The 24,494-nt window shown below is 71.6% G+C and carries 28 protein-coding genes; 12 read left to right on the top strand and 16 right to left on the bottom strand.

Annotated features, from left to right (window positions below):
- Nucleotides 1–61 precede the first annotated feature (61 nt).
- On the bottom strand, nucleotides 62–820 hold the full coding sequence (locus AB0J71_RS22730; RefSeq protein ID WP_352321337.1) for a hypothetical protein: 759 nt from the start codon (nucleotides 818–820) through the stop codon (nucleotides 62–64).
- A gap of 122 nt (nucleotides 821–942) precedes the next feature.
- Between AB0J71_RS22730 and AB0J71_RS22725 the strand changes: the two genes are divergently transcribed.
- Nucleotides 943–1,851: a hypothetical protein gene (locus AB0J71_RS22725; protein WP_364415846.1), complete on the top strand. Its 909-nt coding sequence runs from the start codon at nucleotides 943–945 to the stop codon at nucleotides 1,849–1,851.
- 15 nt (nucleotides 1,852–1,866) lie between these two features.
- Here AB0J71_RS22725 and AB0J71_RS22720 read toward each other — a convergent pair whose 3' ends face one another.
- The 5 genes from AB0J71_RS22720 to AB0J71_RS22700 all read right to left on the bottom strand — a co-directional run bounded on the left by AB0J71_RS22720 (nucleotide 1,867) and on the right by AB0J71_RS22700 (nucleotide 4,189).
- Nucleotides 1,867–2,220, bottom strand: coding sequence for a YbaB/EbfC family nucleoid-associated protein (locus tag AB0J71_RS22720; RefSeq protein ID WP_352321333.1), 354 nt, complete (start codon nucleotides 2,218–2,220; stop codon nucleotides 1,867–1,869).
- A 17-nt stretch (nucleotides 2,221–2,237) separates the two neighbouring features.
- Nucleotides 2,238–2,588: a hypothetical protein gene (locus AB0J71_RS22715; protein WP_352321331.1), complete on the bottom strand. Its 351-nt coding sequence runs from the start codon at nucleotides 2,586–2,588 to the stop codon at nucleotides 2,238–2,240.
- Between the two features lie 492 nt (nucleotides 2,589–3,080).
- On the bottom strand, nucleotides 3,081–3,443 hold the full coding sequence (locus AB0J71_RS22710; RefSeq protein WP_364415844.1) for a nuclear transport factor 2 family protein: 363 nt from the start codon (nucleotides 3,441–3,443) through the stop codon (nucleotides 3,081–3,083).
- A gap of 121 nt (nucleotides 3,444–3,564) precedes the next feature.
- A complete protein-coding gene (locus AB0J71_RS22705; protein ID WP_352321328.1) occupies nucleotides 3,565–3,840 on the bottom strand; it encodes a hypothetical protein in 276 nt (91 codons plus the stop codon).
- An 82-nt stretch (nucleotides 3,841–3,922) separates the two neighbouring features.
- Nucleotides 3,923–4,189 carry a hypothetical protein gene (locus tag AB0J71_RS22700; protein ID WP_364415842.1) on the bottom strand — a complete coding sequence of 89 codons (267 nt, stop codon included), beginning with the start codon at nucleotides 4,187–4,189 and terminating at the stop codon, nucleotides 3,923–3,925.
- A gap of 169 nt (nucleotides 4,190–4,358) precedes the next feature.
- On the opposite strand from AB0J71_RS22700, the gene AB0J71_RS22695 reads away from it, so the two are divergent.
- Nucleotides 4,359–5,639, top strand: coding sequence for an esterase-like activity of phytase family protein (locus AB0J71_RS22695; RefSeq protein WP_352321326.1), 1,281 nt, complete (start codon nucleotides 4,359–4,361; stop codon nucleotides 5,637–5,639).
- Nucleotides 5,640–5,648: 9 nt separating this feature from the next.
- Here the strand turns inward: AB0J71_RS22695 and AB0J71_RS22690 are convergent, their stop codons facing one another.
- From AB0J71_RS22690 to xylA, 3 genes are read right to left on the bottom strand one after another with little or no spacing between them, the layout of a single operon-like run.
- Complete coding sequence (locus AB0J71_RS22690; RefSeq protein WP_352321325.1) at nucleotides 5,649–6,752, bottom strand: Gfo/Idh/MocA family oxidoreductase; 1,104 nt, start codon at nucleotides 6,750–6,752, stop codon at nucleotides 5,649–5,651.
- On the bottom strand, nucleotides 6,749–7,492 hold the full coding sequence (locus AB0J71_RS22685) for a sugar phosphate isomerase/epimerase (RefSeq protein WP_364415840.1): 744 nt from the start codon (nucleotides 7,490–7,492) through the stop codon (nucleotides 6,749–6,751). Before AB0J71_RS22685 ends, AB0J71_RS22690 begins: the two co-directional genes overlap by 4 nt.
- On the bottom strand, nucleotides 7,489–8,640 hold the full coding sequence (xylA, locus tag AB0J71_RS22680) for a xylose isomerase (protein ID WP_352321322.1): 1,152 nt from the start codon (nucleotides 8,638–8,640) through the stop codon (nucleotides 7,489–7,491). The genes AB0J71_RS22685 and xylA overlap by 4 nt, the downstream gene beginning before the upstream one ends.
- 90 nt (nucleotides 8,641–8,730) lie before the next feature.
- On the opposite strand from xylA, the gene AB0J71_RS22675 reads away from it, so the two are divergent.
- Nucleotides 8,731–9,843 (top strand): ROK family transcriptional regulator, encoded by a 1,113-nt coding sequence (locus tag AB0J71_RS22675; protein ID WP_364415838.1) that lies wholly within the window; start codon nucleotides 8,731–8,733, stop codon nucleotides 9,841–9,843.
- 4 nt (nucleotides 9,844–9,847) lie between these two features.
- On the opposite strand, the gene AB0J71_RS22670 is transcribed toward AB0J71_RS22675, so the two are convergent.
- Nucleotides 9,848–10,363, bottom strand: coding sequence for a DinB family protein (locus tag AB0J71_RS22670; protein ID WP_352321319.1), 516 nt, complete (start codon nucleotides 10,361–10,363; stop codon nucleotides 9,848–9,850).
- Nucleotides 10,364–10,452: 89 nt separating this feature from the next.
- On the opposite strand from AB0J71_RS22670, the gene lysS reads away from it, so the two are divergent.
- From lysS to AB0J71_RS22650, 4 genes are read left to right on the top strand one after another with little or no spacing between them, the layout of a single operon-like run.
- A complete protein-coding gene (lysS, locus tag AB0J71_RS22665; RefSeq protein WP_364415836.1) occupies nucleotides 10,453–12,066 on the top strand; it encodes a lysine--tRNA ligase in 1,614 nt (537 codons plus the stop codon).
- Between the two features lie 13 nt (nucleotides 12,067–12,079).
- Nucleotides 12,080–12,619 (top strand): AAA family ATPase, encoded by a 540-nt coding sequence (locus AB0J71_RS22660; protein WP_364415834.1) that lies wholly within the window; start codon nucleotides 12,080–12,082, stop codon nucleotides 12,617–12,619.
- Between the two features lie 60 nt (nucleotides 12,620–12,679).
- Nucleotides 12,680–13,408 carry a glycosyltransferase family 2 protein gene (locus AB0J71_RS22655; protein ID WP_352321313.1) on the top strand — a complete coding sequence of 243 codons (729 nt, stop codon included), beginning with the start codon at nucleotides 12,680–12,682 and terminating at the stop codon, nucleotides 13,406–13,408.
- Between the two features lie 19 nt (nucleotides 13,409–13,427).
- The gene (locus AB0J71_RS22650; protein ID WP_364415832.1) at nucleotides 13,428–14,390 is read left to right on the top strand and encodes a 2-dehydropantoate 2-reductase N-terminal domain-containing protein; all 963 of its coding nucleotides are present in this window, start codon (nucleotides 13,428–13,430) and stop codon (nucleotides 14,388–14,390) included.
- On the opposite strand, the gene AB0J71_RS22645 is transcribed toward AB0J71_RS22650, so the two are convergent.
- Nucleotides 14,365–14,892 carry a DUF6886 family protein gene (locus AB0J71_RS22645; RefSeq protein ID WP_364415830.1) on the bottom strand — a complete coding sequence of 176 codons (528 nt, stop codon included), beginning with the start codon at nucleotides 14,890–14,892 and terminating at the stop codon, nucleotides 14,365–14,367. The two genes, AB0J71_RS22650 and AB0J71_RS22645, sit on opposite strands and share 26 nt — an antisense overlap.
- Nucleotides 14,893–14,966: 74 nt before the next feature.
- On the opposite strand from AB0J71_RS22645, the gene AB0J71_RS22640 reads away from it, so the two are divergent.
- Nucleotides 14,967–15,422: a hypothetical protein gene (locus tag AB0J71_RS22640; RefSeq protein WP_352321308.1), complete on the top strand. Its 456-nt coding sequence runs from the start codon at nucleotides 14,967–14,969 to the stop codon at nucleotides 15,420–15,422.
- A 2-nt stretch (nucleotides 15,423–15,424) separates the two neighbouring features.
- Here the strand turns inward: AB0J71_RS22640 and AB0J71_RS22635 are convergent, their stop codons facing one another.
- Complete coding sequence (locus AB0J71_RS22635) at nucleotides 15,425–15,838, bottom strand: hypothetical protein (RefSeq protein ID WP_364415828.1); 414 nt, start codon at nucleotides 15,836–15,838, stop codon at nucleotides 15,425–15,427.
- A gap of 62 nt (nucleotides 15,839–15,900) precedes the next feature.
- Between AB0J71_RS22635 and AB0J71_RS22630 the strand changes: the two genes are divergently transcribed.
- Nucleotides 15,901–17,802, top strand: a complete 1,902-nt coding sequence (locus AB0J71_RS22630; protein ID WP_364415826.1) for a nitrate- and nitrite sensing domain-containing protein — start codon at nucleotides 15,901–15,903, stop codon at nucleotides 17,800–17,802.
- Here AB0J71_RS22630 and AB0J71_RS22625 read toward each other — a convergent pair.
- The 4 genes from AB0J71_RS22625 to AB0J71_RS22610 are packed head-to-tail and all read right to left on the bottom strand — an operon-like array spanning nucleotide 17,761 to nucleotide 20,033.
- Entirely contained in the window at nucleotides 17,761–18,243 is a 483-nt protein-coding gene (locus tag AB0J71_RS22625) for an NUDIX hydrolase (RefSeq protein ID WP_364415824.1), read from the bottom strand. The genes AB0J71_RS22630 and AB0J71_RS22625 overlap by 42 nt on opposite strands.
- A 10-nt stretch (nucleotides 18,244–18,253) precedes the next feature.
- Nucleotides 18,254–19,120, bottom strand: a complete 867-nt coding sequence (locus tag AB0J71_RS22620; RefSeq protein ID WP_364415822.1) for a hypothetical protein — start codon at nucleotides 19,118–19,120, stop codon at nucleotides 18,254–18,256.
- 24 nt (nucleotides 19,121–19,144) lie between these two features.
- Nucleotides 19,145–19,882, bottom strand: a complete 738-nt coding sequence (locus tag AB0J71_RS22615) for an MBL fold metallo-hydrolase (protein ID WP_364415820.1) — start codon at nucleotides 19,880–19,882, stop codon at nucleotides 19,145–19,147.
- Nucleotides 19,883–19,892: 10 nt separating this feature from the next.
- Nucleotides 19,893–20,033 carry a hypothetical protein gene (locus tag AB0J71_RS22610; protein WP_352321299.1) on the bottom strand — a complete coding sequence of 47 codons (141 nt, stop codon included), beginning with the start codon at nucleotides 20,031–20,033 and terminating at the stop codon, nucleotides 19,893–19,895.
- 391 nt (nucleotides 20,034–20,424) lie between these two features.
- Between AB0J71_RS22610 and rho the strand changes: the two genes are divergently transcribed.
- The 3 genes from rho (at nucleotide 20,425) to AB0J71_RS22595 (ending at nucleotide 24,480) form a co-directional block, all read left to right on the top strand.
- The gene (gene rho, locus AB0J71_RS22605) at nucleotides 20,425–21,537 is read left to right on the top strand and encodes a transcription termination factor Rho (RefSeq protein WP_364415818.1); all 1,113 of its coding nucleotides are present in this window, start codon (nucleotides 20,425–20,427) and stop codon (nucleotides 21,535–21,537) included.
- Nucleotides 21,538–21,557: 20 nt separating this feature from the next.
- On the top strand, nucleotides 21,558–22,568 hold the full coding sequence (locus AB0J71_RS22600) for a putative RNA methyltransferase (protein ID WP_352321295.1): 1,011 nt from the start codon (nucleotides 21,558–21,560) through the stop codon (nucleotides 22,566–22,568).
- Between the two features lie 145 nt (nucleotides 22,569–22,713).
- Nucleotides 22,714–24,480, top strand: a complete 1,767-nt coding sequence (locus tag AB0J71_RS22595) for a prolyl oligopeptidase family serine peptidase (protein ID WP_364415816.1) — start codon at nucleotides 22,714–22,716, stop codon at nucleotides 24,478–24,480.
- Nucleotides 24,481–24,494: the final 14 nt, after the last annotated feature.

Raw genomic sequence — 24,494 nt, 5'->3', positions numbered from 1 at the left:
TGTCCGGATGGTTCCAGGCGTGACAGACGAATACGGAGAAGGCCGCTCGGCGTCGGTGCCGCTATCTCGGAGGGTCGGTGACGCCGCCTTCGCCCTGCCGGTCGGCGTTAGCGCGGGCCCCGGAGGTCGTCTGGCCGAAGAAGAAGCCGAGAATGACCAGGAAGGCGCTGGCCACGAGCTCGGGGATCGCGGTCGCGGTGAACATCGCGATGACGAGGGCGACGCCCAGCAGAATGAGCAGCACCGCGCCGATGAGAATGGCCACCGGTTCGCGCTCGAGGAACGACCAGCGCATCCGCCATTTCCGCTCGCTGATCTCGATGTCCCTCAGGGCCATGTCGATGTCGTCGAGCTGCGAGGCGGCGGTCTGCTCAGCCAGCGCGCGCTGCTCGGTGAGCAGAGAAGAGATCATCCCGTAGAGCTCGTCGCGGACCTCCGGGTCGTCGACCTTCCGGCTGACGACCTCCTGGACGTCCTGCAGTTGTTCCTGCGGATAGACGACGCGAATACGGTCGATGACGGCTCGCTTTCGCTCCAGCAATATGGGCAGGGCGCCGATGGAGACCGTCGCCTCGGCGCCGGTCTTGGCGATTATCGCGCCGGCCGAGGCGCTGATCTTCAGCGCGAGCGTGCCGAACTGTGACGGGTGCGCGATGGCCCGGTTCACCCGGTCGAGCGAATCCTTCAGCTCGGTCAAGGACTGCTGCTCGATCTGCTGCTGGCCGAGCCCCATGAGCTGCATCTGAGGTTCGTAATAAGCCCGCGCGGTCTCCACGTAACTCGCCAGTTGTGAAACCGGGACGATGGGCGTTCGGCTCATGACCGGAAACCCTAACCGGACCGGCAGGTGAACAGCGGCGGAAATCTGGGACTGGCGTTATCGATGTTATTGATGGGATGATCCCACAACTGATTGTCGATTCCAGCAGAAGGGGTTGTCGAATGAGTCCGTCTTCCCGGGCGCTGCCGATGGCGGGGTTCATGTTCTCCGCCGTCGGAGTGGGCGGCGTGGTTCTGCAGATGTTGAGCGTGGCCTATCCGGACGGCGATCCGGCGAAGGCGCGGGCGGCCGCGGGGTTGTTGCGGCAATTGGCGGGACGCGTGGACGCCAGCCTTGACGACGTCGAGGAGGTCGCGTCCCGGGTCTGGCTGCCGCCGAATTCCGGCGTGGGCATCGACGCGTTCCGGACGTATTTCAACCAGGAGATCGCGCCCTATCCGCCGCGCGTCGCCGCCTACATCCGAGGACTGGCGGACGCGGTCGAGGATTACGCCGAATTGCTGGAACGGACCCAGCACACATTGCGCACGATGGCCATGATCCAGTGGATCGAACTGCTGATGTTCTTCTGCTGGCCGGCGATCGACAAGAAGGTCCAGGTGATGATCAACTGGGCGATACGCAGGTCGCAGGCGCGGCTGTTGCTCAAGATGTTCGAGAACGCCGTGGGCAAGCGGTTCATCTACGCCGTCGGGGGCAGCCTGGCCTACACCGTGCTCGACCAGGCGGTCGTCGACGGGCTCAAGCTCGCGAGGGGCGAGGACACCGGCTCCTGGGGGGACCGCGGCGAGTACATGCTGAAGAACTTCGCCGCGGCCATGGTCTTCTACCACGTGGACCCGGCCAACTTCGGCAAGGCCGCCAACGTGCTGCCGAAGAACCCGGCGGCGCGGAACGCGGTCGTGTTCCTGACCGGGTCCACCATCTTCAGCACCACCGCCAACGCGCTCAACCGGCCGGGCGACGTCGTGGACGACCCGGTCAGCCTGTTGCCGACCTGGCAGCAGATGCTCGCCAAGCTGGGGGTCGCCGCGGGCCAGGACCAGTTCAGGCGGTGGCGCCGGTACTGAGTGCCGGTCACGTCGTCAGTCCCGGGTGAAACGACGGATCTCGTCGGCGAAAGGGCTCAGACCGGTCGTCATCAGGCCGGTCATCTGGGCGGCGAGGTCCTCGGCCGCGGCGTTCGCGGCGGCCAGGACGGCCTCGGCCAGGGCGTCCGCGCCCAGTCGCATGGCCCGCGGATCGATGCGCAGGCCGCCGAGCGCGCCGGTCGGCAACACCTCGGCCGTCACCTGGCCGTCGGCGGCCTCGCCACGGCCGCGGACGGCGTCGAGGCTCTCCTGCAACTCCTCCAGCGGGCGGACATCGGCCTGGAACTGGCCGAGAAGGTGGCGCATCTCGTCGTCGAGGTAGGGGGTGGGGTCTTCGGGGGTGGTCATCGGGGGCTCCAGGGGTGTCAGATGAGCTGTCCGTCCTTGGGGGCGAGCTTGGGCGGGTCGGACACTTCGGGCAGGGATGCGATGGTGGCCCAGTTGGCGACGTCGAAGCTGGTCCGCATGTCGGCCAGGCGGTCGGCCACCGCCGGGTAGACCTCGCGCAGGGCGTCGACGTAGGTCTCGGCCTTTCCCAGGGCCGTCGCGTAGTTCTTCTTGAAGGTGTTCGCGGTCTCGTCGGTGCCTGCGAAGTCGCCCAGTGCGTCGAGGGCGTCGAGGATGCGGCGGGTGTCGTTCGCGAATTCGGTGCGCTCGGCCAGGAAGGCGCCGGCGGCCTTGGTGAAGGTGGTGCCGTGCACCTCGGTGGTCGGCATCCCAGGGCCCGGGGGGCCGGCCGCGCCCGGGGCGGGGGCCGAGGGGGTGGCGCTCGGGGCGGGAGCCACCCCTGAAGGGTTCGGTGTCGCACTGGGGGTGGTGGTCGCGGTGGGGGTCGGGCTTGCGGTGGGGGTCGGGGTGCCGGTGGGGGTCGGGGTGCCGGTCCCGGTCGGGGTCGGCGTCGGCGTCCCGGTCGGAGAGGCTGTCCCGGTCGGAGTGGGGGTTCCGGTCGGAGTGGGGGTTCCGGTCGGAGTCGGGGTCCCGGTGGGCGACGGGGTTGCCGTGGAGGTGGGGGTCGGGGTGGGGTACGGGGTCGTGGGGCTGGGGGTCGGGGGCTCACTGGGGGTCGGGGGCGTGGGGCTCGGGGCGGGCGTACCGGTCGGGGTGGGGGTGGGCGGCTCGTAGGTGGGCATGGCGGTTCTCCTGTCGGTACGTGGCCGCCGGCGGCGCACGGAGTTGTCCACAATACCGACAGGAATAGCAGGAACGCGTTACGCCTCGTGGACGGGGGCGAGATCGGCGAAGATGCGGTAGTCCGAGATCAGGCCGTCGTCCCGGGTGCGCCAGATCGACACGGCCACCACCGCGGCGTCCTTGCCGTCGAGCCGCCGGTACGTCACCTCGGTCTCGGCGATCGTGTCGGCCCCCACCTGCCAGTCCCGGACGATCCGGTGCCGCAGGCCGCCGATGGTCGAGTAGAACGTCCGCAGGCCGGCGGCGACGGCGTGGCGTCCCACCATGGGCTCGGCGTTGCCGAACACCAGGGTGGCGTCCTCGGCCAGCAGCTCGGCGAACGTGTCGGGGTCGAACGAGTCGACCGCCTGGAAAACGCGTCGTACCACATCGTGGGACATGTTGATCATTCCTCACGTGGACGGGGTCCGCTGGTGGGGACGATACGGGACGACGCGTTCCCGTGCGACAGGCCGGCGCGTCCGGCGCTTCCGGCACACAGCCGGGCGTTCCGGCGGGTGCTCAGGCGGGCGAGGTCCCGCCGGGAGCGGCCGGCGACTCGAAGGTGATCGACACGATGGCACTGATGGCGAGGTTGTGCTCCCGGACGCCGGAGGTCCGCTCCGAGGACTCGACGGTGACGACGGAGTCGCCCCGGCGGGTGACGTGGCCGGTGAAGGAGTCACCGCTGAGCAGGCGTACCGAGATGACCCGGTTCTCGTGGCGGGCGTTGTCGAGGAGCGCGATCCAGGAGGTGATGAGCCCGGCTCCGGGGGGTTCAAAAGGGTCTTGGGTCATGAGCAGCCCTCTGCCCCGAACAAGGGGAAGGGAACGGCCGGTCCGGGGACCTCACCGGCAGGAAAGGACGCCCGGCTCGGGCTCAGCGCGTGCAGCCCTCGCCCGACAGGGAGCCGTTCCAGGAGAAGGCCGTGCGGCACAGGTACGTGCCGAGGTCGGGGCCGGCCATGATCGTGACGTTGACGTTCACGTAGCCGACGCCCTCGCAGTCCCGGCCGGAGATCGTGCCGTGGTCGATCCGGCCGAGGAAGCAGGTGTAGGCGCCGTCGGCGCGGGCGGCCTGCGCGGGCAGCAGCGAGCAGATGAGCGCGGCCGCCGCGGCGACGGCCGTACGCCGGATGAGGATCACGGCTCCACGGTAGGAAGCCCTCGGAGGACCACCTAGTACGACATGTCACCGGCCATCGATAAATTTCGCAGAATGTCGTGTGACGAATTCACGCGCCCTTCAACGGCAGGACATCCAGCGTGGATACCTTTCGACCCTTATCTGTAGATTTGCTGTCAAGGGAAGCGTCATGTCTCGTTCGTTCATCGCCCTGCTGGCCGTCGGCGCGGCCCTCGCCACCACCGTCGCCGCGCCCGCCGACGCCGCCTCGGGACGGCAGCCGCGCGTCCTGTCCGACGTGACGCTGCCCGCCCCCGACCTGGCCGCCTTCGAGCCGGACATCGTCAAGAACTCCCGCGGCGTCAAGCTGGGCGGCCTCGGCAGCGGCCTGTTCCCGGCCAGGCGCGCGGGCGAGTACTGGATGGTCACCGACCGCGGCCCGAACGGCGAGCCCAAGATCAACGGCGAGAAGCGGCGCACGTTCCCGGTGCCGGAGTTCGCCCCGGCGATCGTCCGCGTGGCCGTGCGGCACGACACGGCGCGCATCGTGCAGAGCATCCCGCTGAAGACCTCCGACGGCACCCCGATCACCGGCCTGTCCAACCAGTCCGGCCACGACGAGATCCCCTACACCTGGGACGGCCTGACGCAGCTCCCCTACGACCCGAACGGCCTGGACACCGAGGACCTCGTCACCGACGGTCGCGGCGGCTTCTGGCTGGTGGACGAGTACTCCCCCTCGCTGCTGCACGTGGCGGGCGACGGCCGCGTCCTGGCCAGGTACGTGCCCAAGGGCCTGAAGCTGACCGGCGCCGGCTACCCGGTCCACGAGACGCTGCCCGCGATCCTGGCGACCCGGCAGCAGAACCGCGGCATCGAGGCGCTCGGCGTCTCGCAGGCCGAGCGCGCCCTGTACCTGGCCGTGCAGAGCCCGCTCGCCAACCCCGACAAGAAGACCGGCAAGGCGTCGAGCACGGCCCGGATCCTGCGGGTGGACCTGCGTACCGGCCGCCCGACCGGCGAGTGGGCCTACACCATGGAGAACGTCGCCGCCTTCGACCCGGCGGCCGAGCAGGGCGACATGAAGATCTCCGCCCTGAACGTGCTGAGCCCCGGCCGCCTGCTGCTCCAGGAGCGCACCGACGCCGTGGCCCGCCTCTACACCGTGGACCTGCGCCGGGCGACGAACCTGCTCGGCGGCCGGCACGACGACCCGGCCACCACGCCCTCGCTGGAGGCGTCGCTGCCGTCGGACGTCACCGTCGCCACCAAGGCCCTGGCCGTGGACCTGGCGGCGATCCCCGGCCTGCCCGGCAAGATCGAGGGCGTCGCCCTGCTCGACCCGGTGACGCTCGCCGTGGCCAACGACAACGACTTCGGCCTCGGCACCTTCGACGCCGACGGCCGCCTGGTGGACTCGGGCGTGACCAGCCGGATCCTGACGATCCGGCTGGCCAAGCCGCTCTTCTGAGCCGTCCCGTCAGGACAGCGTGCTCGCGTACGGGTCCCAGCCGGCGGGCAGGGGCTCGGGGGCCGTCGCGGCCGAGGTGATCGGGCGGAACTCGGCGCGTTCGCCCGACTCGGTGATGGCCGTCATGAGCTCCAGCACGTGCAGCGTCAGCTCGCCCGAGGCCCGGTGCGGCGTGCCCGCGCGCAGCGACCGGGCCAGGTCGAGCACGCCGATGCCGCGCCCGGCCTGCTCGGCGGCGACGGGCAGCTCGCGCCAGTCGGCGTCGTGCGGGCCGCGGACCAGCAGCGGGCCGCCGAAGGTGTTGGGGTCGGGCAGCAGCAGGGCTCCTTCCGTGCCGATGACCTCGATCAGCTTGCGGCTGACGGGCGAGTCGAAGCTGAAGGTCGCGGTGGCGGTGGCCGTGCCGGGGAAGTCCAGCAGGGCGTTGACGTGGGTGGGCACGTCCACGGGGAACAGGGTGCCGGCCTTGGGGCCGGAGCCGACGACCCGCTCGGCGCGGGCCCTGCGGGTGCCGCCCGCGACCCGGGCGACCGGGCCGAGCAGGGAGACCAGCGCGGTCAGGTAGTAGGGGCCCATGTCGAACAGGGGGCCGCCGCCGGGCCGGTAGTAGAACTCGGGATCGGGGTGCCAGGACTCCGGGCCCAGGTTCTGGAAGGCGACGGTGATCCCGACCGGCTCGCCGATCAGGCCGGAGCGCAGGGCGTGCGCCGCGGCCTGGAGCCCGGGGCCGAGGAAGGTGTCGGGGGCGCCGCCGACGCGCAGGCCCAGGTTCGCGGCCTCGGCCATGACCTTGGCCGCCTGGTCCATGTCCAGGGCGAGCGGCTTCTCGCCGTACACGTGCTTGCCGGCGCGCAGGGACTCCAGCGCGACGGCCGCGTGCGCGGCCGGAACCGTCAGGTTGACCACGATCTCGACCTCGGGCAGGGCGAGGATCTCGGCCAGGCCGCCCGAGGCGGGCACGCCGTGCTCGCGGGCCGCCGCGGCGGCCCGGCCGGTGTCGAGGTCGGCCACGCCGAGCACCCGCACGTCGGGGAAGGCGGTGAGGTTGCGCAGGTACTGGGCGCTGATCACGCCGGCGCCGACGACCGCGACACCGACGGGCCCGCCGCTCACGAGCCCTCCAGGCCGGTCAGGTGGGCGTGGCTGTCGGCCAGGGCGGTGAACAGGTCGGTCGCGCACGTGTCGAGCTCGACGATCCGCCAGGCGTCCGGCGCGGCGGCCAGGATCTCGGGCACCGGCATCGCGCCCGCCCCCACCGCCGTGTGCGGCTCGCCCTTGACCATCGGCCCGTCCTTGACGTGCAGCGCGAGCGTGCGCCCGGCCAGGCGGCCGAGCAGGGCGGGCACGTCGGCGCCGCCCACGGCCGCCCAGTACGTGTCGATCTCCAGGAACACCTCGGGGACCAACAGGTCGGCCAGCGCCTCGATGGCGTGCCGGCCGTCGATCCTGGGCTCGATCTCCCACCAGTGGTTGTGGTAGCCGATGCGCATGCCGTGCCCGGCCGCCTGCTCGGCCAGGCCGTTCAGCAGGTCGGCGGTGCGCGAGAGGCCGTCGCGGGTGGTGAACTCGGCCTCGGGGACGCCGCCGGGGATGATCACCAGGTCGGCGCCGACCGTGGCGACGGCGTCGAAGACCTCGGCGGGCTCCTGGCTGAGCAGCGCGTACGCGTGCGTGCTGCTCACCGCGAGCCCCAGGTCGTCGATCACCTGGCGGAAGCCCTTGGGGTCGGCGGTCGGGTCGAAGGGCTCGACGGCGCCGTAACCGATGCCCGCGATGCGCTCAAGGGTGCCGTCGCGGTCGGCGGCGAGCTGCTCCCTGACGGTGTAGAGCTGGACGCTGAGCGGCCTGGTCATCCACGGACCCCCATGAGGTGTTCGAGGGCGAGCTGGTTGAGCCGGGTGAAGTGGAAGCCGCGCCGGGCCGCCGCCTCGGGGTCGAAGTCGTCGCCGGCCAGGTCCTGCCAGGTCTCGCCGGCGGCCAGCGTGGGCCGGGCCAGCTCGTCCACGCGGGAGGCGCGCAGGGCCTCCTGGACCTCGGGGTCGGCGCGGAAGGCGCGCGACTTCTCCTTCAGGATCAGGTACGTGCGCATGTTCGCGGCGGCCGAGTCCCACACGTCGTCGGGGTCCTCGGTGCGCAGCGGCTTGTAGTCGAAGTGCCGGGGGCCGTCGTAGCCGCCGTTCTCCAGCAGGTCGACCAGGAAGAAGGCGCTCTTGAGGTCGCCGTGGCCGAAGATCAGGTCCTGGTCGTACTTGGGGCCGTGCTGGCCGTTGAGGTCGATGTGGAACAGCTTGCCGTGCCACAGCGCCTGGGCGATGCCGTGGACGAAGTTGAGCCCCGCCATCTGCTCGTGGCCGACCTCGGGGTTGAGGCCCACCATCTCGGGGTGCTCCAGGTCGTTGATGAGCGCCAGGGCGTGGCCGATGGTCGGCAGCAGGATGTCGCCGCGCGGCTCGTTGGGCTTGGGCTCCAGGGCGAAGCGCAGGTCGTAGCCGCGGTCGAGGACGTACTGGCAGAGCAGGTCGAGGCCCTCCTTGTAGCGGTCGAGGGCCGCCTTGACGTCCTTGGCCGCGTCGGACTCGGCGCCCTCGCGTCCGCCCCAGCACACGTACGTGGTCGCGCCGAGCGAGGCGGCCAGGTCGATGTTGCGCATGACCTTGCGCAGGGCGTACCGGCGCACGTCGCGGTCGTTGCTGGTGAACGCGCCGTCCTTGAACACCGGGTGGGTGAACAGGTTCGTGGTGGCCATCGGGACCTTCATCCCGGTCTCGTCCAGGGCCTTGCGGAAGGCGGCGATCGCCTTGTCCCGGTCGGGCTCGACGGCCAGCAGGTCGTCGTCGTGGAAGGTGACGCCGTACGCGCCGAGCTCGGCCAGCCGGTGCACGCTCTCGACGGGGTCGAGCGCGGGACGGCTCGCGTCGCCGAACGGGTCACGGGCCTGCCAGCCCACGGTCCAGAGTCCGAAGGTGAAGCGATCGGCGGGTGTCGGAGTGAAGGATGACATTTGCTGACGTCCCCTACCTTTAGTCCATAATCTGTACATAATCCTGAGGAGGCATGCATGGTGGCGTCAAGGGGGGTCCGGCATGATTCCATGCGTGCCCGTAATCTGGCCGTGGTACTCCAGGCCGTCCACGGGCACGGCCCGCTCACCAGGGCGGCGCTGGCCGAGCTCACCGGGCTGACCAAGACCACCGTGTCCAGCCTGGTCGCGGCCCTGCTGGAGGCCGGCGCGGTGAGCGAGTCGGGCGCGGTGCGCGACGGCGAGCGCGGGCGGCCCGGCGTGGCCGTGGAGCTGAGCGGGCACCGGGTGGCCGCGCTCGGGCTGGAGGTCAACATCGACTATCTGGCCGCCTGCGTGGTCGACCTGACCCGGTCCGTACGCCTGCGCCGCATCCGCCCGGCCGACAACCGCGGCTCCGACCCGGCGGGCGTGCTGCACCTGCTGCGCGACCTGGTGAAGGAGGTCGCCGCGGAGGCCGAGGCGGCCGGGCTGCGGATCATCGGCGCCGCCCTGGCCGTGCCCGGCACGGTCGAGGACGGCCTGCTGCGCAACGCCCCCCACCTGGGCTGGCGCGACGTACGGGTGGCCGACCTGCTCGACCTGCCGTGCGCGGTCGACAACGAGGCGAACCTGGCGGCGCTGGGCGAGTTGTGGTTCGGCTCGCGGGCGACGGACTTCCTCTACGTCTCCGGCGAGATCGGCGTCGGCGCCGGGCTGGTCGTGGACGGGACCGTGTTCCGGGGCACGTACGGGCTGGCCGGCGAGCTGGGGCATGTCGTCGTGACCCCTGACGGCCCCGCCTGCCGCTGCGGCGGCCGGGGCTGCCTGGAGGTGTACGCGGGCCAGGACGCCCTGCTCGGCGACCTGGACTCGGTCGCCGCCCTGGCCGCCGCGCTGGCCGGCGGCGACCGCCGCGCGCTGGCCGCCTGCACGCGGGCCGGGGAGGCGCTCGGGGTGGCGCTCACGTCGGCCGTGCACCTGCTGGACCCCGGCCGGATCGTGCTCGGCGGCATCTTCGCCCCGCTGTTCCCGTGGCTGGAGACCCCGGCCCGGGACGTGCTGGCGGCCCGGCTGGGGCAGATGCGCGGCACGCCGCCCGCCCTGGTGGTCTCGGCCAACGGCGCCGACGCGGCGGTGCTGGGGGCGGCCGGGCTGATCATCCAGCGGATCGTCGCCGACCCCGCGGACGTGCTGGGCGTGTGACGGGTCAGTAGTAGCCCTTGTTCCCGTCGACCAGCTCTCTGACGATGTCGAGGTGGCCGGCGTGCCTGGCGGTCTCCTCGACCATGTGGATCAGCACCCAGCGCAGCGAGGAGGCCGCCGACCGGAAGTCGGGGTGCTTGCCGACGTCGTCGAGCGAGTGGGCGGCGACGATCTCGTTGGAGCGCTCGCACTGCTTGGCGTAGTCGTCGAGGAGCTGGGCCAGCGTGACGCCCTCGACCAGCATGTCGGCGTCTTCGGGCTCGTCCTGGAACTGCGGGTTGCCCTCGGCGCTGCCGCCCAGGAAGAGCACCTCGAACCAGCAGTGCTCGGTCCAGCGCATGTGGGAGACCAGGCCGGCCACCGTCATCAGGGGCGAGGTCGGCAGCACCGGCCGGTGGGCGTCGGCCTCGGCCAGCCCCTCGCACTTCCAGTGGACGATCGCGCGCTGCATGTCGAGCCAGCCGACGAGCTGGGTACGTTCGTCGGCCACGAAGGGCGGACGTACACGGGGTGGCGTCATGCGCCGGAGGCTACTGCAGGGCTCGTCGGCGACGCACCGGATTTTCGGCCGGTTCGCGTATGACCCGGGCGAGCCGCGACAATGGCTCGATGGCGGAAAGTGCAGAGGCCGACTGGGTCTCCAGGTTCGCGGACGAGGTGATCTCCGAGGCGGAGCGTCGTGCCCCGGGCAAACCGATCGTCTGCGCCTCCGGGCTCAGCCCCTCGGGCCCCATCCACCTGGGCAACCTGCGCGAGGTCATGACCCCCCACCTCGTCGCCGACGAGATCAGGCGGCGCGGCCTCGACTGCGTGCACCTGCTGTCCTGGGACGACTACGACCGTTTCCGCAGGGTGCCCGCGGGCGTCGACCCGTCCTGGGCCGAGCACATCGGCAAACCGCTGACCTCGGTGCCCGCCCCGCCGGGCAGCTCGCACGCCAACTGGGCCGAGCACTTCAAGGCGCCGATGACCGCCGCGCTGGCCGAGCTGGGCGTCGACTACCGGGGCATCAGCCAGACCGAGCAGTACACCTCGGGGGCCTACCGGGAGCAGATCCTGCTGGCCATGCGCGAGCGGTCGCGGATCGACGCGATCCTGGCGGCGTACCGGACCAAGGACGGCGGCCGGGAGGTGGCCGACTACTTCCCGTACAAGCCGTACTGCGAGCTGTGCGAGCGCGACCTCACCAAGGTCACCGCGTACGACGACGAGACGACCGAGCTGGCCTACACCTGCGAGTGCGGGTTCGGCGAGACCGTGCGCCTGGCCGAGCACGACCGCGGCAAGCTGGTGTGGAAGGTCGACTGGCCGATGCGGTGGGCGCATGAGGGCGTGGTCTTCGAGCCGTCGGGCGTCGACCACCATTCCCCCGGCTCGGCCTGGATCGTCGGCGGCCAGATCGTCGGCGAGATCTTCGGCGGCGAGCAGCCCATCGGCCCGATGTACGCCTTCGTCGGCATCACCGGCATGGCCAAGATGAGCAGCTCCAAGGGCGACGTGCCGACCCCGGCCGACGCGCTGGAGATCATGGAGGCGCCCGTGCTGCGCTGGCTGTACGCCCGCCGCAAGCCCGCGCAGTCCTTCAAGATCGCCTTCGACCAGGAGATCCAGCGCCTCTACGACGAGTGGGACGCCCTGGCCCGCAAGGTCGCAGCCGGCCAGGCCCAGCCCGCCGAGCTGGCCGCCCACGCCCGTGCCGTGGGCACCGCCGCCGGGCCCCTGCCGGCCACGCCGGTCCCGGTGCCCTACCGCACACTGGCCTCGATCCTCGACATCACCACCGGCCACGACGAGCAGGCGCTGCGCATCCTGCGCGACCTCGACGCCGTCGACCGGCTCGACGAGGCCCGCCCCCGGCTCGACCGGGCGCAGCGCTGGGTGGCCGACCACCTGCCCGCCGACCAGCGCACCCACGTGCGCGAGACGCCCGACCAGGAGCTGCTCGACTCCCTCGGCCAGACCGAGCGCGAGTCGTTGCGGCTGCTGGCCGACGGCCTCGACGACTGGACGCTCGACGGCCTCACCAACCTGGTCTACGGCGTGCCGAAGCTCCAGGCCGGCCTCGACGCCGACGCCAAGCCCACGCCGGAGCTGAAGGCGGCCCAGCGCGCGTTCTTCGTCCTGCTCTACCGGCTGCTGGTCGGCCGCGACACCGGGCCGCGGCTGCCCACGCTGCTCATGGCGGTGGGCGCCGACCGGGTGCGGAAGCTGGTCGGCGGGTGAGGGGCGGCCGCGGGTGAACGGCGTCGTCCTGGTCACCGGGATCTCGGCCGCGGGCAAGTCCACGGTCGCCCAGGCGCTGGCCGAGCGCCTGCCGCGGTCGGCCCACGTCCGGGGCGACACCTTCCGCCGCATGGTCGTGGGCGGCCGGGCCGAGATGACGCCCGGGTCGGAGGAGGAGGCGGTGCGCCAGTTGCACCTGCGCTACCGGCTCGCGGCCCGGACGGCGGACTTGTATTTCGAATCCGGATTTACAGCAATTGTGCAAGATGTGGTTCTTGGAGAGGACTTGGAGCGGTTCACTCGGTGGATCCGCACCCGTCCGCTGCGGGTGGTCGTGCTCGCCCCCGACGCCGCCGCCGTCGAGCGCCGCGAGCGCGAACGCGCCAAGACCGGCTACGGCACCTGGACGATCGCCCAGCTCGACGCCGCCCTGCGGGCCGGGACGCCGCGCATCGGCCTGTGGCTGGACACCTCCGCCCAGTCCCCCGCCGAGACCGTCGAGGAGATCCTCGCGCGGGCGGACGAGGCATTGGTCGGTGGAGATCGCATATAAGTAGGATCACTGCAAGGCAGTGTCAAGTGGGCTGCATGTGTGCAGGTGCACCTTGTACCCATGAACAAGCAGCCCTTCGCCGCCAGTGTCAGTGTCATCGTCCCCGCGATGAACGAAGCCGAGAACCTTCCCCACGTCTTCGCCACGCTGCCCGACTGGATCGACGAGGTGATCCTGGTCGACGGCAACTCGACCGACGACACCGTCGCCGTCGCGCGCAGGCTGCGCCCCGACCTCCGGGTCGTCGTGCAGAGCCGGCGCGGCAAGGGCAACGCCCTCATCGAGGGCTTCCAGGCCGCCCGGGGGGACATCATCGTCATGATCGACGCCGATGGATCCACCGACGGCAAGGAGATCCGCTCGTTCGTCGAGACCCTCATCGACGGCGCCGACTTCGCCAAGGGCTCCAGGTACGCCCCCGGCGGCGGCTCTGACGACCTCAGCCCCATCCGGTCGCTGGGCAACAAGTTCCTCACCGGCCTGACCAACATGCTGTACGGCACCCGTTTCACCGACCTGTGCTACGGCTACAACGCCTTCTGGCGCGACCACCTGGACGTCATGGAGCTCGACTGCGACGGCTTCGAGATCGAGACCCTCATGAACGTCCGGGCCGCCCAGGCCGGCCTGGTCATCCACGAGGTGCCCAGCCACGAGCGCTCCCGGATCCACGGCGCGAGCAACCTGCACGCGGTGCGCGACGGCTGGCGCGTGCTGAAGACGATCATGCGCGAGCGTACGCGCGGGACCGCCCTGATGCCGCAGACCGAGGTGGCGCTGGCGAAGTAGGAAGTGACATCCTCCGACAATGCGCTACATAGTGATCGGAGCAGGAGCAGTCGGCGGCACCATCGGCGCCCGCCTCCACCAGGGCGGGCACGAGGTCGTGCTCGTCGCGAGAGGCGCGCACCACGAGGCGCTCAAGCGTGACGGACTCCGCCTGATCACCCCCGATTCCGACGAGACCCTGGCCATCCCCGCGGCCTCCAGCCCGATCCCCACCCGCGACGACGACGTGCTGATCCTGGCCACCAAGTCCCAGGACACCCTGGCCGCCCTCGATCCCTGGCCGACGGACCTGCCGGTCGTGTGCGCGCAGAACGGCGTGGCCAACGAGCGCACCGTCCTGCGCAGGTCCGAGCGGGTCTACGGCATGTGCGTGTGGCTGCCGTCCCAGCACCTCGAACCCGGCGTCGTGGCCGCCCACGGCCACCCGTACTCGGGCCTGCTGCACGTCGGCCGCTATCCCCAGGGTGTGGACGACCTCGCCGGGAAGATCGCCGACGACCTCGGCAAACACGGGCTCCTCGCCCGCGCCACCCCCGACGTCATGCGCTGGAAGCACGGCAAGCTGCTCAACAACCTCGGCAACGCCGTCGAAGCCCTCGTCGGGCACGCCGACGGCATGGCCGAGCTCGCCGACCGGGCCCGTGCCGAGGCCATCGGCGTGTTCGAGCACGCGGGCATCCCCTACTCCACCCCCGAGGACGAGCGCCGGGTCCGCGGCCACCAGGTGGACGTCGTCCCGATCGAAGGCGTCCGGCGCGGCGGCGGGTCGTCCTGGCAGAGCCTGGCCAGGGGCAGCGGCTCGATCGAGGCCGACTACCTCAACGGCGAGATCGTCCTGCTCGGCCGCGAGCACGGCGTGCCCACGCCGGTCAACGAAGTGCTGCGCCGCGAGGCCAACCGGGTCGCCCGCGAGAAGCTGCCGCCCGCCTCGATGCCGGTGGCCGAGCTGACCGCGCTCATCGACGCGCGTTCCGCAGCCTGATCCCGCTGAACTCCATGCTGCTGCCGGTCACCTCGTGCCAGAACGGCCACAGGTTGTCCAGCACCCGCAGCTGGATCCCGGCCTGCTCGTGCAGCTCGAACAGGTCGCCCACCGGCTCCGGCGGGCCGATCGGGACGACCGGCTCCCTCGACACCAGGGCGTGCGGCGGGTCGCCGATCGGCGCGAACCCGGCCGCGGGCAGGCGGTAGGCGTACAGGCGGACGTCCATGACGGCCCTGAGCCAGGCGTACTCGACGGCGTGCACGCGGTCGCCGCAGCCCGCGCCGGCGATCCTGGCCACGTCCTCGTCGGTGGTGTGCGGCCCGCGCCAGGCCATCGCCCGCGGGCAGGCGCGCGGGAACCAGTGGTCGGGGCAGCGGTCGTGGCCGACCGCCCACACGTACGGCTCGCCGAGCGAGGACGTCTGCGCGACCCGGGGCACGAACCGCTCGATGGTCGGGTCCTCGGAGAAGTGCAGCACCTGGCCGGGCTCGGGTCTCATACCCGCCATCATGCGCATACCCCGTCTCCGTCAGGGCAGAAGAAACGCGCTCTGACGACAAGGGGTGAGTTCGGATGGTCTTATTGGGTCTGATCCTGGTCCTGCTCGCCGGCGGCGCCGTCGCCCTGGTGGCGACGGAGGAGAGCTCCAGGTACATCCTGTTCGGCAACACCTACCAGCTCGACCACGTCCAGATGTTCCTCGCCGGAGCGGTCGTCGCGGCCGCCCTGCTGGCGGGGATCTGGCTGATCGGCGCCGGGTCGCGCAGGACCGCCAGGAAGCGCCGCAGGCTGCGGGCCGCCCGCGCCGAGGAATCCGACCGGGTCTCCCGCCTGGAGAACGAGAAGCGGGACCTCGAACGGCGGCTCGAACGCGACCGCAACCGCGCCGCGCACGACGGCGTGACGGACGGCGGAACGGACGGCCGCGTCGCACACGAACGGGTCGCGAGCGAGCGAGCCGCGCACGAACGGGTGGACGGCGACCGGCTGGTGGCCGGCGGCCGCCGCCCCGACGACACCAGGCCGTGAGCTCATGGGCGCGAGGGCAGCAGCTTGCCCTCGCGCCAGAGCGCGAAGCCCGTGACCAGCGCTCCCACGCCTTCCCAGAGCCCCACGCCGAAGAACTCGCCCGGCGCCGCCCCCGTGACGACCAGCGTCGTGAAGACCGCGAACGTCACCAGCCGGAACGGCACGGTCCACCGGAAGAACGGCGTGTAGTCGGCGGATGCCGCGAAAACGTAATAGACCCCCATGTTCACCGCCGCCATCGACGAAGCCGCCATGTAGACCAGCGTGTAGTCGCCGGACGGCCGTACGCCGAGCACCTCGAAACCCAGCAGGACCAGCAGGGAGTCCGGCGACAGCAGCCCGACGAGCCCGAGCGCGAAGGCGAGCACGCCGAAGACGCCGATGGTCCAGCCGGCGGCGGAACGCGGAAGACGCACAGAAATCCTTCCAAAGGGGGGTGTAATCTGCGAGGCGATCTCATCATGCACCCGGAGGTCGCATGCCCCCCACGCGTGGCCGTCCCATTGCTCTGAAGCTCCTGATCCTCCTGCTCGTGCCGCTGCTGTCCCTGGTCGGGCTGTGGGCGTTCGCGGCGGGCCTGACCGGCGGTGACGGCCTGCGCCTGCTGGAGATCAACAAGCTCGCCTCCAACCTGGCCACGCCGTCGGAGCGCGTCAACGCCGAGCTCCAGGACGAGCGGCTGGCCTCGGTCGAGTTCCTGGCCACCCACCGCGGCGCGGACAAGCTGGCCAGGCAGCGCGGGCAGACCGACCGGGCCGTCGCGGCCTTCCGCAAGCTGGCCAAGGACCAGCGCGGGATGTCGCCCGAGATGCGCACCCAGCTCGACGCCCTCAACGCCAAGCTCGACCTGCTGTCCGGCATCCGCGCCGAGGTGGACGGCAACACGGTCGCGCCGCTGACCGTGATCGACGGCTACAGCCAGATCGTGGACGCCTCCTTCCGCATGTACGACGCGATGGTCCTGGTGCCCGACATGTCGCTGTACCGGCAGGCGCGGGCCGTCACCATGCTCGGCGAGGCCAAGGACCTGGTCTCCCGCGAGCGCGCGATGATCGTCGTGGTGCTGGCCAGAGGGCGGGTCGAGGCGGTCGAGCGGGAGGCGTTCACCGGGATGGTGGCGACCCGGCGGCTGCTGTACTCGCAGGCGCTCTCACACCTGGACGGCGGCCTGCGCGGCCCGTACGAGCAACTGGCCGCCTCGCCCGTCTACAAGGAGTTCCTCGACGCCGAGGACGCCATCCGGGGCCAGGCCGCGATGAACGGCCTGCCCGCCACCGCCGCCACCTGGGAGATCGACGGCCAGAACCTGTGGGCCGTGCTCGAACGCGACCAGGGCCAGGCCGTGGAGGGCATCGTGGCCCGGGTGACGCCGGCCGCCGGGAGCATCCTGATCAAGATCGGCGTGGCCGGCGGCGTGGGCCTGCTCGCCGTGCTCGCCTCGATCCTGCTGTCGCTGCGCTTCCGCAGGCGGCTGGTCCGCGAGCTGGCCGGGCTGCGCGACGCGGCCACCGAGCTGGCCGAGGTGCGGCTGACCGGGCTGATCGAGCGGCTGCGCACGAACACCCGCCCGCCCACGGCCGCCGAGGTCGCGCCGCTGGAGGTCAGGACGGAGACCTCCGAGGTCGCCGACATCGTACGGGCCTTCAACCACGTGCAGTCCACGGCCGTGGAGGCCGCCGTCGACCAGGCCAGGCTGCGGCACGGCGTCAGCCAGGTCTTCGTGAACCTGGCCCGGCGCAACCAGTCGCTGCTGCACCGCCAGCTGCTCCAGCTCGACAGCATGGAGCGGGCCACCGAGGAGCCCGACCTGCTGGCCGACCTGTTCAAGCTCGACCACCTCACCACCCGCATGCGCAGGCACGCCGAGAGCCTGATCATCCTGTCCGACCAGGCCCCCGGACGCGGCTGGCGCAACCCGGTGGCCATCCTCGACGTGCTGCGCGCGGCCGTCGCGGAGGTCGAGGAGTACGAGCGCGTCGAGATCCTGCCGCCGCCGCAGACCGCGCTGCTCGGCGCGACCGTCACGGACGTGGCCCACCTGCTGGCCGAGCTGGTCGAGAACGCCACCCTCTTCTCACCCCCGCAGACCAGGGTGGACGTGCGCAGTTCGAGCACCCCGAACGGCCTGATGATCGAGATCGAGGACCGCGGCCTCGGCCTGCCCCGCGTCGAGCTGGACGAGCTCAACGACCGGCTGGCCAAGATGCCGGAGTTCGACCTGGCGCAGAGCGACCGGCTGGGCCTGTTCGTGGTCGGCCGGCTGGCCGCCCGGCACGACATCAAGGTCACCCTCGCGCCCTCGCCCTACGGCGGCCTGACCGCGATGGTCTTCCTGCCCTCAGCCATCCTGGCCGACCAGCCGGTCCTCGCCGGGAGCTAGGTAGGCCGTCCCGCCCGAGGCCCGCGCCCGCGCGGCCGCCAGCAGCCGCCGGTGGCCGTGGGCGGGCAGCAGGCGGGCGGCCTCCTCGTGGGTGTAGAAGCCGTGGTCGTCCAGCTCCTCGGCCTGCAAGGTGATCACCGTGCCCGGCGGCAGCTCGCCGCAGTCGAACATGAAGTTGACCATCGCGTACGGCACGTAGGCCAGGCCGTCGACCCAGCTCACGGCGAGCAGCCGGCCGACCTCCAGCGTCAGGCCGAGCTCCTCGGCCACCTCCCTGGCGCGCGCCTGCGCCGGGTGCTCGCCCGCGTCGATGATGCCACCGGGGAAGGACCAGTGGTCGCGGTAGTTGGGCTTGACGAGCAGGGCGCGGCCCCGCTCGTCGGTGATGTAGGCCGCGGCCCCGGTGACGACCCTGTTGACGGTGGACCAGAAATCGTTCACCGGGCCAACGTTACGGCAGCACCTGCAGCAGCGCCTGGGTCCTGGCCTTGGCCGGTTCCTCGATCCGCTGGCTCTCCTTGCCCGCCGCGTCCAGCACGACCAGCGTGTTGTGCGCGCCGCCCGCCACGCGGACGACCAGCCGCCCGTCGGCCAGGTAGAAGGCGCCGATCAGCCGGCCCTTGACGGCCGGGGTGAGCTTCCGGCCCGTCACCAGGTCGACCACGGCCGGCTTGAAGGCCGCCGGCCAGCTGCCATCGCCGAGCGCGGCGGAATCGGCGGGGACCGCGACGACCGCGTTGCGGCCGTTCGGCGACAGGCTCTGCACGTGGGTGACGAGCTTGACGCCCTTGGCCCTGACGGCCTTCCCGGTCTGGACGTCGAGCCGGTAGACGGCGTCGGCCTCGCCGGTGTAGCCCGCCAGGTACCGGCCGCCCGCCGCCCACGCCAGGTGGCACACGCCCTTGGTCGTGCCGAGCCGGCGCCTGCCGGTGCCGTCGGCCTTGACCGCCATGACGGTCTCGCCCTTGCCGACGTAGGCGACCTGCGTGGAGTCGGGCGACCAGACGGGAGTCAGGCATGGCGTGCCGCCCTGGAGCTTCGTGGCCGCGGTGACGGTCTTGGCGCCGTCCTTGACCTGGAGGTTGCCGCCGTCGGTCACCCAGGCGGCCTTCCTGCCGTCCGGCGAGACGGCGAACTGCGGCAGCGCGCCGATCTTGGCGAGGGTGCTCCACTCCCCGCCTTCGTAGCGGGCGAGCCGGTGGCCGTCGCCCGCGTAGACGGCGGCGCCGGAGAGCTCGGGCGCGGTGGCCGCCGACACGGGGGCGGGGGCCAGCAATGCGACGCCGAGGGCGAGCCCGGCCACAACACGAATCTTCATGACAGCCTATGGTGCCGTAACGGATCAAAGACGCATGAACGGCTCGCTGAAGTGCGCGGTGGCGATGGTCGCCCGCTCGGCCCGCAGCGCCGCCAGGACCTCGGTGCGCGTGCGCGCGGCCGTCTCCTGGTCGTCGTCGTAGGCGTAGTGGATGCCCGGGTCGGCCAGTTGCACCGGGTGGAGCACGAGGTCGCCGGTGATGGCCAGGTCGCCGACCCTGGCGATCTGGTGGCCGGCGGTGTGGCCGGGCGTGTGCTGGACGTGGACGCCCGGCGCGATCTCGGCCTGCCCCTCGACGACGTGGAGCTGGTCCTTGAGCAGGGTCAGCAGGTCGGACATGGCTCCGGAGGCCGAGTCCACCTCGGCCCGCTGGAGCACGTGGCGCGCGTTCTCGAACACCGGCCGGCCGCCCGTGACCGCGCCGCTGGCGTGGTCGCTGTGCAGGTGGGTGAGGACGACGGTGCCGATGTCGGCGGGCGTGACGCCCACCGCCGCCAGCTCGTCCGTCAGGACGCCGGGCACGGGCGCCCAGCCGGCCGCCGGGGAGTCCTCCCCGCCGATGCCGGTGTCGACGAGGGTGAGGCGGCCTGCGCCGTCACGCAGCAGGTAGCAGTGGAAGTGCAGGACCCACGGATCGTCCGCCGGGCCGGAGCCGGGGAACATCTCGGCGAGCGGGAGGCGGATCGCGGGGCCCATCGGGCCCACCGCGTCGCAGAGCGGCGTCACCTCGACGCCGGAGACGGTGATGGGGCTGTGCTTCATCCCGCCTAGGTTAGGCGGCGACGGGCTGCCGCGGAACGTACTCGTTCTCCAGGTCGGCGGCGTAGACGGCGCGGCAGCAGTGGGCGCACCGGTACATGATCGGGCCCTCGTCGAGCGTGTGCTGGCACTGCGGGCAGTGGACGGTGTTCATGGCGTTCCCCCAAGGAGCTCGGATGTGTCCATGGAACCCCCGCCGAGTTGCAGGGGTCCTGCATGTCACTTGACACGGTGCCGCTGCGCTGATGGGGGTTGTGTGTCTTCGCCGCACCGCCGGCCGGGCGTCTTCCTCACGGCGTGGTGCGATGAAGAACATTGTCACGCGTACGGGCCGGGACGCGCGGCAGAACACACCAGAACCGTCCGGGAATAGTCCAAGAGGGCTAGGCGTTTTATGGGGCGGAACGTGTGGTATCTTCCCCACAAGCGTTGAGCTTCTGCTCCGCTGGTTTTCCTCGTCAAGCCCCGCCCAGGCTCTCCGGGCCCGGCTTCTTCATCGAACTCGCCGATCCCGCATCGGCGCATCTCCCCCAAAGGGGCTCATCATGTCTATTCACACCATTCCGCAACAGCGCGCGGAAACGCCCGCAGGGCAGGTGAGCGGCCTCCTCGACGTGCAGGAGAAGTCCGCCTTCATCCGCGCGGAACACCTTCCCGGGCCGGGCGACGTACGCCTGCCGGTCGAGCGGGTCAGGCAGCTGGGGCTGCGGCGCGGCGACCACGTCGTGGCCTCCGTGGCCGGGAACAAGCCGGCCGCCGTCCAGTCCGTCAACGGCCTGACCGAGTGGCGGGACCGGCCGCGTTTCGAGGAGCTGACGCCCGTCCACCCGGACGAGCGGCTGGTCATCGAGACCGGGTCGCTCAGCACCCGGGTCATCGACCTGGTCGCGCCCATCGGCAAGGGGCAGCGCGGTCTCATCGTGGCGCCGCCCAAGGCCGGCAAGACGATGGTGCTGCAGGCGCTGGCCGCCGCGGTCACCCGCAACCATCCCGAGGTGCACCTCATGGTCGTGCTCGTGGGCGAGCGGCCCGAGGAGGTGACCGAGATGCGAGCCTCCGTCCAGGGGGAGATCTTCTCCTCCACCTTCGACCACCCCGACCGCGACCACGCCGCCGTCGCCGAGCTGGCTCTCGAACGCGCCAAGCGCCTGGTGGAGGGCGGCCGCGACGTCGTGCTGCTGCTCGACTCGCTGACCCGGCTCGGCCGGGCCTACAACAACCTCGCGCCCGGCGGCGGCCGGGTGCTCACCGGCGGCATCGACGCCCGCGCCCTCTACCCGCCCAAACGTTTCTTCGGCGCGGCCCGCAACGTCGAGGGCGGCGGCTCGCTGACCATCCTCGCCAGCGCCCTCGTGGACACCGGCTCGCGCATGGACAACAGCCTGTACGAGGAGTTCAAGGGCACCGGCAACATGGAGCTCCACCTCGCCCGCGACCTGGCCGAGCGGCGCCTGTTCCCGGCGGTCGACCTGGAGGCCTCCGGCACCAGGCGCGAGGAGATGTTGCTGCATCCGCAGGAGCGCCAGGTGATCTGGCGGCTGCGCCGCACGCTCGCCGGGCTGGACCGGCAGCAGGCCCTGGAGACGCTCGTCGGCAAGCTGCGCGCGACGCCGTCCAACGCCGCGTTCCTGCTGGAGGCGCTGCGCGCGGCGGCGTGAGGCCGCTGGAGAATGGGCGCATGCTGGCCGACATCGTCGAACACCTGATCTGCCCCGTCTGCCACGCGGACGTGGAGCTCGCCGAGGGCGCCCTGCGGTGCGCGCGGGGACACTCCTTCGACGTCGCCAAGCAGGGGTACGTCAGCCTGCTCACCGGGTCACGCCCGCCCGGCACCGCCGACAGCCCCGCGATGGTGGCCGCGCGGGCCGAGTTCCTGGCGGCCGGGCACTACGCCCCGCTGGCGCAGGCGCTGGCGGAAACCGTACGCGTACGGGTGGCGGCCGGAGAAAAACGTGAATCTTCTACTGAATCGAATGACGAAACCGGGCCGAGAGCGTACGGTGGGGCGGGAGTGGAGGCCGGTCCGCAAGATGGGCCGGTGACCGTCGAGGGTCTCGGCGCGGCGGGCAGGGTCGCACCGCTGATCGTCGACGCCGGCACGGGCACCGGACACTATCTGGCGGCCGTGCTCAATGCGGTGGACGATGGCATCGGGATGGCGTTCGACGTGTCCAAGCACGCCGTACGGCGGGCGGCGCGGGCGCATCCGAGGCTGGGGGCGTTCGTGGCGGACGTGTGGCGGCCGCTCCCGATCCGGCATGGGGTGGCCGATGTGGTGATCGATGTGTTCGCGCCCAGGAACGGGCCCGAGTTCCGGCGGATCCTGCGCCCTGGAGGGGCCGCGGTCGTCGCGACCCCGGCCGCGGCGCACCTGAGCCCGCTGGTCGAGGAGCTGGGGCTGCTCTCGGTGGACGAGGAGAAGGATCGCCGGGTCGCCCGCAGCATGCAGGGGTTCGCTCAGACCGGGCGGCGCACGATCGAGTTCGACATGGAGCTCGGACCGGACGAGCTGATCCAGGTCGTGGGAATGGGCCCGAGCGCGTGGCACACTGATTCCGCCGAGCTGGCCGCCCGCATATCCGGTTATTTCCGCCGACATGCCAAGAATGGCCAGAAGAAAGTTACGGTCAGAGCCGCGTTTCATCTGTCTATCTTCGAGCCTGAGTCCCGTTCAAGACCTGTTCCTTGACGGGCATCTGCGACTGGTGTTACTGATGGGGCATTTAGTCCGAAATTCCCCCACATTCCCCGAGTATTTCCCCGACTCAGGCGCAATACTGGACGGCATCCCGCACCCAGAGGGCGTGGGCCATCGATGGGAGGGGGCGCGCCGGATGAAGGCGGAGGAACGCTGGCAGGCCAGGTTCCGCGCGTCGCGCATGACGCTGCCGACCTGGGCCCGCCAGGCCCCGAACCGCTCCATCTACCGCTCCAACGCCACCGGGACGTGGGAGGTCTACGCCTGGGACCGGGCGACGGGCGCCGTGCGCCAGGTCACCGACCGGCCCAAGGGCACCGCGTACGCGGCGATCGACCCGGCGGGACAGTGGATCTACTGGTTCGCCGACACCGACGGCGACGAGTTCGGCACCTGGTGGCGCCAGCCGTTCGCCGGCGGTCCGAGCGAGCCGGCCGCGCCCGGCCTGCCGCCGGGTCAGCCGGGCGGCATCGCGCTGTCGGCCACCGGCCTGGCCGCCATCAGCCTGGCCAGCGAGGGCACGTTCCGGATCCATCTGGTGCCTCCCGGCGGGCCGGCCGAGCTGCTGTACGAGCACGCCGAGGCCGCCTGGGTGACCGACATGTCCCTCGACGGCTCCCTCATCGCCATCAACCACGGCGAGTACGGCGACTTCCGGCGTCCGGCGCTGCGCGTCGTCGACCAGCACGGCGAGACCGTCGGCGAGCTCTACGACGGCCCCGACAAGGGCGTGCACGGCCTCCGCTTCGCCCCGGTGCTCGGCGACCGCCGCCTGCTGACCCTGCACGAGCGCCGCCAGCGCCACGAGCCCCTGGTCTGGGACCCGGTCACCGACGAGCAGCGCGAGATCTGGCTGAAGGACCCCGGCGACCTGGCCGCCGAGTGGTTCGACGACGGCCGCGGCCTGCTGATCGTGCGCGACCACCGTGCCCGCAGCTACCTGCACCGCTACGACCTGGCGGGCGGCGTACTGACGCTCATCGACACCCCGCACGGCGTGATCGACGAGGCCGCGCCGCGGCCCGGCGGCCACATCGAGTACTCCTGGTCCAGCGGCTCGCGCCCGCCGGTCATCCGGTCGAGCAACGGCCAGGTCGTGCTCAACGCGGGCGGCCCGCCGGCGCCGCCGAGCGTGCCCGTCGAGGACCTCGACGTCGAGGGGCCCGGCGGGCGCATCCACGCGCTGGTGTCCAAGCCCGAGACCGGCGCGGCGCCCTATCCGGCGGTCTTCCTCATGCACGGCGGCCCGACCGACCACGACCGCGACGCCTTCTCCCCCGAGGTCGCGGCCTGGGTCGACGCGGGCTTCGCCGTCGTCCGCGTCAACTACCGCGGCTCGACCGGCTACGGCTCCGCCTGGCGCGACGCGCTGCACGGCGACGTCGGGCACATCGAGCTGGCCGACATCGCCGCCGTCCGCCAGTCGCTGGTGGACCGGGGCACGATCGACCCCGCCCGGCTGATCCTGGCCGGCACCGCCTGGGGCGGCTACCTCTCGCTGCTCGGGCTCGGCGTCCAGCCCGGCCTGTGGGCCGCGGGCATCGCCGCGGTGCCCATCGCCTGCCACCAGACCTGCTACGAGGACGAGGCCGAGAGCCTGCGCGCCTACCAGCGCGCCCTGCTCGGCGGCTCCCCCGACGAGCAGGCCGAGCGGTACGCGTTCTGCTCGCCGATCACGTACGTGGACCAGATCAAGAGCCCCCTGCTCATCCTCGCCGGCGAGAACGACACCCGCTGCCCGCTGCGCCAGATCGAGAAGTACGTGGCCAAGCTGGCCGAGCACGGCCGCGAGCACGAGCTCTACACCTACGGCGCCATCCGCGGCTCGCTCGTGGTCGCCGAACGCATCGCGCAGACGGCCCTGCAACTGGAGTTCGCCCGCAAGCACGTGCACGTCGGCTGACCTGTCGCGCACGT

It is taken from the genome of Nonomuraea sp. NPDC049637, from assembly GCF_040675235.1.
Lineage (GTDB): Bacteria > Actinomycetota > Actinomycetes > Streptosporangiales > Streptosporangiaceae > Nonomuraea.
This window is presented reverse-complemented; position numbering and strand designations above follow the sequence as displayed.